Source organism: Elioraea sp. (genome assembly GCF_051860475.1).
Taxonomy (GTDB): domain Bacteria; phylum Pseudomonadota; class Alphaproteobacteria; order Acetobacterales; family Acetobacteraceae; genus Elioraea.
In genome coordinates this window covers 1-7,391 of sequence record NZ_JBHYDW010000183.1, presented here as the reverse complement: position 1 = coordinate 7,391, position 7,391 = coordinate 1, and the positions used below count along the sequence as shown (strand labels likewise).

Below are 7,391 nucleotides of genomic sequence, written 5' to 3'. Positions count from 1 at the left end.
CGCGCGCAGCACGGAGTCGTGCTCGGTCGCGCTGGCCAGCACGCGCCGCCCCTCCGTTGCGCATCCCGCGAGCGCGATGGCGTTCGCCTCGGTCCCGCCGGAGGTGAACACCAGCGAGGCCGGCGCCAGCCCGACAACCGCCGCGAGCGCCTCGCGCGCGTCCTCCAGCACCCGGCGCGCCGCGCGCCCCGCGCCGTGCACCGAGGAGGGATTGCCCGGCTGGTCCAGCGCCGCGAGCACGGCCGCGCGCGCCTCGGGCCGCAACGGCTCGGTCGCGTTGGCGTCGAGATAGAGCCGGCTCACCCCGCCGATCCTGCCGCGCGCATCGAGGCGTGCAGCGCCCCGGCCCGGCCCAGCACGCGCTTCGCCACCACGTCCTCGAGCGAGACCGAGGCCAGGAACAGATGGATCTGGTTGCCCAGCTCCTCCCAGAGATCGTGGGTCAGGCAGCGCGACCGCCCGCCGAGGCATCCCTTGGGGCTGCCGATCGCGCAGCGCGTCGCCCGGATCGGCTCATCCACGGCGAGCACGATGTCGGCGATGCGGGTCTCGGCGGCCGGGTAGGCGAGCCGGTAGCCGCCGCCCGGGCCGCGCGCCGACAGCACCAGGCCCGCGCGGCGCAGCCGGCCGAACAGCTGTTCCAGATACGACAGCGAGATGCCCTGCCGCGCCGCGATCTCGGCGAGCGTCACCGGCTTGCCGTTCGGCGCCTGCAGCGTGCGCGCGGCGAGGTCGGCCATCGCCATCACGGCGTAGCGGCCCCGCGTCGACAGCCGCACCGCCCGCCTCCCGCGTCAGTCGTCGCCGGCGGGCGCGCGCCGGCGTTCCGATTCGAGCGCGGCGAGGCGGGCACGCAGCTCGGCCAGCTCGACACGGAGCGACTCCAGCGCGCGCACGCCCGGATCGAGCGCCTCGTCGCAGGGCGTGCCGTAGGGCAGCACGTCGGCGCCGGCGGGCTTGCGGTCCACCGGGCGGGCCGGAATGCCGACAACCGTCTGGCCCGGCGGCACGTCCGACAGCACCACCGCGTTTGCCCCCACGCGCGCGCCTTCGCCGACCACGATCGGCCCGAGGATCTTCGCGCCCGCGCCCAGGATCGCCTTGTCGCCGACCGTCGGGTGGCGCTTGCCGCCGGCGAGCGAGGTGCCGCCGAGCGTGACCTGGTGGTACATCAGCACGTCGTCGCCGATCTCGGCGGTTTCGCCGATCACCACGCCGTCGCCGTGGTCAATCACCAGCCGGCGGCCGATGCGCGCAGCCGGATGGATCTCGATACCCGTGAGGAAACGCGAAAAGTGCGACAGCAGGCGCGCCGGCAGCCGCAATCCCCAGCCCCAGAGCCGATGCGCGACGCGATGCAGCGCCACAGCATGCACGCCGGGGTAGCAGAGTATGACCTCCAGCCGCGATCGCGCCGCCGGGTCGCGGGCCCGCACGGCATCGATTCCTTCAACCCAGCGTCCCGCCATCTTCAGCACGATTCCGGTGTTAATTCTGTATGACGACCCCTATAGTGCCGCCGCTTTCGGGCCGGGAGCCCGCCCGGGAGCCATCGATACCGGACCCGATCCCATGGTTGCACTGCACCATGCGTGCTTGACGCTACGAAGTCCAAGCACGGCAGTCAACATTCCGGCCCCGGCGGGTCGAGGGACACGGGAACCGACTGGGGAAGGCCGGCGTCTGCCGGGTTGAACGACCGGGCTCGTGGGGGACCGCGCCATGGCGCGCTGTGGACAGGACCGGAGACGACATGCCTGAGGTGATGTTCCAGGGGCCGGATGGCCGGCTGGAGGCTCGCTACCACCACGCCAAGATGCCGAACGCGCCGCTCGCGCTGGTGCTGCATCCGCACCCGCTGCACGGCGGCAACATGAACAACCGCGTGACCTACACGCTCTACCAGGTGTTCCAGCGGCTCGGCTTCTCGGTGATGCGCTTCAACAGCCGCGGCGTCGGCAAGAGCCAGGGCCGCTACAGCGGCGGCGAGGGCGAGCTCGCCGATGCCGCCGAGGCGCTCGACTGGCTGCAGCGCATCAACCCCAACAGCAAGACCGTGTGGGTGGCCGGCTACCAGTACGGCGCGTTCATCGGCATGCAGATGCTGATGCGCCGGCCCGAGGTATGCGGCTTCATCTCGGTCACGCCGCCGGCGAATCATTTCGACTTCACCTTCCTCGCCCCCTGCCCGCAGTCGGGCCTGATGGTGACGGGTGCCAAGGACGAGATCGTGCCCGAGCCCGCGGTCGCCAAGCTCGTTCAGAAGCTGAACACGCAGAAGGGCATCAGGATCGACTACCGCGTGTTCGAGGACTGCGACCACTTCTTCGTCGAGCACTGCGACCGGCTCGCCGACGCCGCCGAGGATCACCTGCTCACGGCACTCGGCCGCGACGAGCGGATGAAGCTCGCCGCCGACTGAGCGGTAGGCGAAGGGTTCTGTGGGGGCCGGAGCCGGCAGTGGGTCCGGCCCCGTACCCGCGCCATCGACGCACCGAGCGAGCGTTCGGGGGCCAGTGGCGTGCGTCCACTCGGCTCGGTTGCGGATGGCGGCGGTGACGAAGTCCTCGCGGTCGCGCGCGACGATGGGGACGTCCTTGGCCGCCTCCACCACAGCGGCGGCGCCCGTACTTCATGGCGCTGGTGCTCTGGCATGACCAGCCGCTGCATTCGGCAAGTCGGCGGGAGGATGGGCCGATGCGCTGACGCTGTCGGGCCAGCGCCTCCGGCGTCAGGGGGCTCTTCGCACCAGCAGCGCCAGGCGCGCGCCCGATCGCAGACCGCTCACGCCGTGATCGCGAGGCGGTGAGTGGGTGCACCAAGGGCAGCGCGGTGCGGCCTTGGCGGAGGCCATCGTCATGGGCGGCTCAGCAGATCCTCCACCACCGCATCGGCGACAGCGTGCCAATCGATCGCGTTCAGGAGCATCAGCGCCCGGGTGCGCGCACGCTTGCTCTGCGGATCCGCGGTTTCGTCCGGCAGCGTGGTTTCCAGGAACAACTCGAAGATCCGCTGCGCGGCGCGGTCGCGGTTGCCGCCGACCAACTTGGCGACAATCGCGCGTTCCGTCGGATCGGCCATCATGCGGTCGCCGAGCACACGGGCGAAGTCCCTATTCGTGGTCATCGGTGTCTCTCCTCTGCGAACAGTTCCGTGACGGCTTTGCGGATCGCTTGGTCAGTCGCTACGACGTGGGTGCCGCTATATCGGCTTGGCGAGCCGCCCGCCTGGCATCGGCCGCGGCACGCCCGTGGTCGTCGGCAGGCTGAGCGGCAGGCCGCGCAGGCTGCGTGCGGCGAGATAGGCGAAGGCCTGCGCCTCCATCGCATCGCCGTCCCACCCGACCGCCTCCACCGGATCGACCGCGACGCCGAGGGCCGCGCCGAGCGCCGTCATGATCGCCGGATTGTGCCGTCCGCCGCCGGTGACCAGCCAGCGTCGCGGTGCCTCCGGCAGATGCGCACGCACCGCGGCGACCGAGGCGGCGGTGAAGGCCGCGAGTGTGGCTGCGCCGTCCGCGATGGAGAGCGATGCGAGCTCCGACCCGGCGATCGCGGCGGCGAAATCGAGCCGGTCGAGCGATTTCGGCGGCGGCGCTGCGAAGAACGGATGCGCCATCAGCCGCGCCAGCACCGCGACCGACACCGTCCCCGTCGCCGTGATCCGCCCGCCGTCGTCGAATGGCACGCCGGCGCGCGCCGCCACCCAGTCGTCGAGCGGCCCGTTGCCGGGGCCGGTGTCGCAGGCGATCACCGTCCCGTCCGCGCCGATCCAGGTGACATTGCCGACCCCGCCCAGGTTCAGCACCGCGACCGGCCGTTCCAGCGCGCCCGCCAATGCCGCATGCCAGAGCGGCGCGAAGGGTGCGCCCTGGCCGCCGGCGGCGACATCCGCCGCGCGGAAATCGTGCACGACCGGGGTGCCCGCCGCGCGCGCGAGCCGGGCGGCGTCGCCGATCTGCCAGGTCAGCCGCCGCTCCGGCCGGTGCAGGATGGTCTGGCCGTGGAAGCCGAGTGCGACGACGTCGCCCGCCGCCACCCCGGCCTCGCCGAGCAGCGCCGCGACCGCCTCCGCGTGCCGGTCGGTGAGCGCGCGCTCGGCCTCGGCGAGCTCGGCGTCGTCGCGGGCGAGCGCGTCCGCCCGGTCGAGCAGCGCGCGCAGCCGGGTCCGCAGCCCCGCGTCGTACGGCAGCGTCAGGGACGCACCGGGGCGCGCGACGCGCTCCCCGTCGGTCTCGACCAGCGCCGCGTCCACCCCGTCGAGCGAGGTGCCGCTCATCAGCCCGAGATGAAGCCCCGGTTTTGCCCCCATGCGGCGACTGTGATAGCGAGCCCGGCCCCAGGCAACCGCCGGACCGACCGATGACCGCCCCACGCTCCGACTTCCTGCGCGAGGCCGCCGCGCGCGGCTTCATCCACCAGTGCACCGATCTCGACGCGCTGGACGCAGCCCTCCGCGCCGGCCCGGTCTCGGCCTATGTCGGCTACGACTGCACCGCCGACTCCCTGCATGTCGGGCACCTGATCTCGATCATGCTGCTGCGCCTGTGGCAGCGCACCGGCAACCGGCCGGTGGTTCTGCTCGGTGGCGGAACGACCAAGATCGGCGATCCCTCAGGCCGCGACGAGAGCCGCAGGCTGCTGTCCGAGGAGGAGATCGAGGCGAACAAGCGCGGCATCCGCCGTCCGTTCGAGCGCCTGCTCCGGTTCGGCACCGGCGCGTCGGACGCGATCGAGGCCGACAACGCCGAATGGCTCGACACGCTGCGCTACATCCCGCTGTTGCGCGAGATCGGCGTGCATTTCTCGGTCAACCGGATGCTGTCGATGGACAGCGTGCGGCTGCGGCTCGAGCGCGACCAGCCGCTGTCGTTCCTCGAGTTCAACTACATGATCCTGCAGTCCTACGACTTCCGCGAGCTGAACCGCCGCCACGGTGTCGCGGTGCAGATGGGCGGGTCGGACCAGTGGGGCAACATCGTCATGGGCGCGGACCTGATCCGCCGCACGGATCGGCGCGACGCCTTCGGCCTCACCGTGCCGCTGCTGGCCACCGCGTCGGGGGCGAAGATGGGCAAGACCGCCGCCGGCGCGGTGTGGCTGAACGACGACCGGCTCGCGCCGTTCGGCTACTGGCAGTTCTGGCGCAACACCGAGGACCTGGACGTGGGACGGTTCCTGCGCCTGTTCACCGAACTGCCGGAAGCCGAGATCGCGCGGCTGGAGTCGCTGCGCGGCGCGGAACTGAACCAGGCGAAGATCGTGCTCGCGACCGAGGCGACCGCGCTGCTGCATGGGCGCGCTTCTGCCGAGGCGGCAGCCGCGGCAGCGGCCGGGGCCGCGGAGGCCGGCCTGCCGACCGTGACGGTGCCGGAACTCGCCGGCGGGATGCCGGCCTTCGCACTGGTCGCGCGCGCCTTCGGGCTTGCCTCGAATGCCGAGGCGCGGCGGCACATCCGCGGCGGCGCGGTGCGCCTGAACGACGCGCCGGTGACCGACGAGGGCGCGGTGATCGGCGCGGAGGCGTTGCGTGACGGCGCGGCGCGGCTCAGCCTCGGGCGCAAGCAGCAGGTGCTGGTGCGCGCGGCCTGACCGCTACGCCGCGCGCAGCTCCCTCAGGAAGCCCTCGACCGCGCCGCGCATCGTGCCGGTCTCGGCATCGAGCCGCCCGGCCTCCGCGCGCACCGTCGTGCTCGATTCCGCCGCGCGCGTCGCGTTGTCGGCCACCTTGCGGATCGCGCCCGAGACCCCGCCCGTGCCGGCGGCGGCGTCCTGCACCGAGCGTGCGATCTCGGCGGTCGCGGCACCCTGCTGCTCGACCGCGGCGGCGACCGCGGAGGCGAGCCCACTGATCTCGTCGATGCGCCCGCCGATCGCGCGGATCGCGTCCACCGCGCCGCCTGTCGCCGCCTGCATGGCGTTGATCTGAGCGCCGATCTCCTCGGTCGCCTTCGCAGTTTGCGAGGCGAGGTTCTTCACCTCGGAGGCGACCACGGCGAAGCCCTTGCCGGCCTCGCCGGCGCGCGCCGCCTCGATGGTCGCATTCAGCGCGAGCAGGTTGGTCTGGCCGGCGATGTCATTGATCAGCCGCACCACGTCGCCGATCCGCGTCGCGGCCGCCGACAGCTCGCCGACCGAGGCATTGGTGCGCGCACTCTCCGCCGCCGCGGCGCGCGCGACCGATGCCGCTTCCGTCACCTGCCGGCCGATCTCGCGGATCGAGGCGGAGAGCTCCTCGGCGGCGGCGGCGACGGCGTTCACGCCGGCGGCCGCACGATCGGACGCGCCGGTCACCTCGGTCGAGAGCGACACGTTGCCGCTCGCGCTCTCGGCGATGGCGTCGGCGCTGCCGCGCAGCCGCGTGACCGCCTCGGCCACGGCCGAGACCGCGGCCATCACCTGCGCCTCGAACCGGTCGGCGAGGGTGACGCGTGCCGCGCGGCGCTCCTCGGCCGCGCGCGTCCGCTCGGCCTCCAGGGCCGTGCGGGCCGTGGCGGCCTCCTCGCTGGTCCTGCGCAGGGTCTCGACCGCGCGGGCGAGCTCGCCCACCACGTCGCGCCGGTCGGTGCAGGGCACCGCCGCGTCGTGTGCGCCCTCGGCCACCTTCAGTGTCGCGTCGCGCAGCGCCCGCACCGGCGCGAGCGAGCGGCGGATCACGGCGGCGACGAACAGGCCGGCAAGCGCGAGCGCGGCGAGCGCCGCGAGGGCGGCATCGCGCTGCGCCGCCCGCAGCATCGCGTCGAGCTCGGCGATCGGCACGCCGACGAACCAGAGCCCGATCTGCCGGTCCGAGCCATCGCGGATCGGCTCGTAGATGGTCAGGTGGTGCCGGCCGAGGATCTCGTTCTCGCCGCGATAGGTCTGGCCGCGCGTGATCGCCGCATCGAAGGCCGGGCCGGGGGCGAGCCGCGTGCCGACGCCGCGCGAGCCGTCGGGGCGCACCACGTTGGTGGCGATGTGCAGATCGCCGAGGAACATCGTCGCGACGCCGCCGGCGATCTCCTTCACCGCATCGACGATCTCGTTGCGGCCGTTGATCACCGTGTCGCCCGCGATCATGCGGTCGCCCTCCACGCGGAGCGCGGCACCGTGGCGATGCACCTGGTCCTTCAGCGCGCGCAGGTTCACTTCCAGCGATCGCTGCGCCGCCGCCCGCTGCTCGTCCTCGAGCGTCGTCAGGGTCCACCAGGTGCTGGCGGCGACCGCGAGCGCCCCGCCCAGCACGGCGGCGCAGATCACACGGGCGCCGAGGCCGAGGCGGGCGAGCAGGCGCACCGGGTTGACCCGCGCGAACACGGCAGCAGACATGACCACGGCTGCGATCCAGGGAAATCCGGCCGCATCATCCGCGCGACCGATGAACGGAGCGTGAACCCCGGTCAGCCGCCGCCG

At 73.0% G+C, this 7,391-nt stretch carries 8 protein-coding genes; 2 read left to right on the top strand and 6 right to left on the bottom strand.

The annotated features are described in order from the left end of the window. The 3 genes from ACTIFU_RS21315 to cysE all read right to left on the bottom strand — a co-directional run. Positions 1-303, bottom strand: a 303-nt coding sequence (locus ACTIFU_RS21315) for an aminotransferase class V-fold PLP-dependent enzyme (RefSeq protein WP_439580336.1), incomplete at its 3' end; no start/stop codon positions are given. Beyond that, complete coding sequence (locus tag ACTIFU_RS21310) at positions 300-779, bottom strand: Rrf2 family transcriptional regulator (RefSeq protein ID WP_439580335.1); 480 nt, start codon at positions 777-779, stop codon at positions 300-302. The genes ACTIFU_RS21315 and ACTIFU_RS21310, both read right to left, overlap by 4 nt. Positions 780-794: 15 nt before the next feature. Further along, positions 795-1,436 carry a serine O-acetyltransferase gene (cysE, locus tag ACTIFU_RS21305; protein ID WP_439580334.1) on the bottom strand — a complete coding sequence of 214 codons (642 nt, stop codon included), beginning with the start codon at positions 1,434-1,436 and terminating at the stop codon, positions 795-797. A 317-nt stretch (positions 1,437-1,753) separates the two neighbouring features. On the opposite strand from cysE, the gene ACTIFU_RS21300 reads away from it, so the two are divergent. Continuing rightward, positions 1,754-2,422 carry an alpha/beta hydrolase gene (locus tag ACTIFU_RS21300; RefSeq protein WP_439580333.1) on the top strand — a complete coding sequence of 223 codons (669 nt, stop codon included), beginning with the start codon at positions 1,754-1,756 and terminating at the stop codon, positions 2,420-2,422. Between the two features lie 434 nt (positions 2,423-2,856). On the opposite strand, the gene ACTIFU_RS21295 is transcribed toward ACTIFU_RS21300, so the two are convergent. Further along, complete coding sequence (locus tag ACTIFU_RS21295) at positions 2,857-3,099, bottom strand: hypothetical protein (protein ID WP_439580332.1); 243 nt, start codon at positions 3,097-3,099, stop codon at positions 2,857-2,859. 102 nt (positions 3,100-3,201) lie between these two features. Next, positions 3,202-4,311, bottom strand: a complete 1,110-nt coding sequence (locus ACTIFU_RS21290) for an anhydro-N-acetylmuramic acid kinase (RefSeq protein ID WP_439580331.1) — start codon at positions 4,309-4,311, stop codon at positions 3,202-3,204. Positions 4,312-4,361: 50 nt separating this feature from the next. Between ACTIFU_RS21290 and tyrS the strand changes: the two genes are divergently transcribed. Beyond that, complete coding sequence (gene tyrS / locus ACTIFU_RS21285; protein ID WP_439580330.1) at positions 4,362-5,591, top strand: tyrosine--tRNA ligase; 1,230 nt, start codon at positions 4,362-4,364, stop codon at positions 5,589-5,591. Between the two features lie 3 nt (positions 5,592-5,594). Here the strand turns inward: tyrS and ACTIFU_RS21280 are convergent. Then, on the bottom strand, positions 5,595-7,391 hold a 1,797-nt coding region (locus ACTIFU_RS21280), incomplete at its 5' end, for a methyl-accepting chemotaxis protein (protein WP_439580329.1).